The sequence below is a fragment of the Mesorhizobium sp. LNHC229A00 genome (assembly GCF_000502415.1).
Classification (GTDB): domain Bacteria; phylum Pseudomonadota; class Alphaproteobacteria; order Rhizobiales; family Rhizobiaceae; genus Mesorhizobium.
Genome location: NZ_AYWQ01000127.1, coordinates 1 through 784 on the forward strand (window position 1 = coordinate 1; position 784 = coordinate 784).

The following is a 784-nucleotide window of genomic DNA, read 5'->3' on the forward strand; positions in this document are numbered from 1 at the left end:
GATCGGCGCGTTGATCTGTGCCGAGAACGCCGTCAATTCCTGGAACTGGAATGGCAGATAGGTCTCGACGCCACCGCCGCGCATGTCCACGTCGAGCGGGACATCCCATTCCGTCAGCGGGATTGTCGTTCCGTCTGAAAGCGTGATCAGCACCAGCGATGCCAACGCAAACGCATCGGAATTGATGTCCGTCACCACACTGGCCGGGACGGTCCTGCCGACCATCAGGGCGCCTCGACCAGAGGGATCGACGACACCGATCCGACACGGAAGAATTCCATCACATGGCTGAGATCGTTGGTGTCGAAGCGAACCCTTTCATGAAACTGACCGCCCCACGTCACCGCCTTCAAATTGGCCGGCGCATGGCCGGTGACGAAGGTAACCGCACCGGTCTCATAGTCGATGACGTAGTCGACGGCCTCGGTCTTCAGGACGCCGTCAACGGCGACCAGAACCGTTCCGGAGACCGGCAGGTAGACGGTGCGATCAATGGCGATGACCGAGGTGTCAACCTTGGTGACCTTGTATTGCTTCTTCAACTGAAAGGCGAGATTGGTGCCGTCACCAATGCCGATGGTGGCGTCCAGGGCGGTGATCGTGCCGGCCGGTTTGCAGGTCTTGTAGTCGATGAGGTTCTGGATTGCGAACGTGTGCGATGGACCGTCCATGACCTCGAAGAAGGACAAGATGTCGTAGACGTCGTCGACGGTGCGGATATTCTTGGCAATGTTGCAACGGCGCAACCTGCGCGACCGCCTCGATCGCCGCTGTTCGTTGCCGG

The 784-nt window shown here is 59.6% G+C and carries 2 protein-coding genes; both read right to left on the reverse strand.

Going from position 1 to position 784, the window contains the following annotated elements; translation table 11 throughout:
• Window positions 1–225 (reverse strand): hypothetical protein (locus X742_RS01000000171255; protein WP_032925195.1); only part of this gene is annotated, 225 nt, incomplete at its 3' end.
• On the reverse strand, window positions 225–784 hold a 560-nt coding region (locus X742_RS140320; RefSeq protein WP_023775649.1), incomplete at its 5' end, for a DUF2460 domain-containing protein. The genes X742_RS01000000171255 and X742_RS140320, both read right to left, overlap by 1 nt.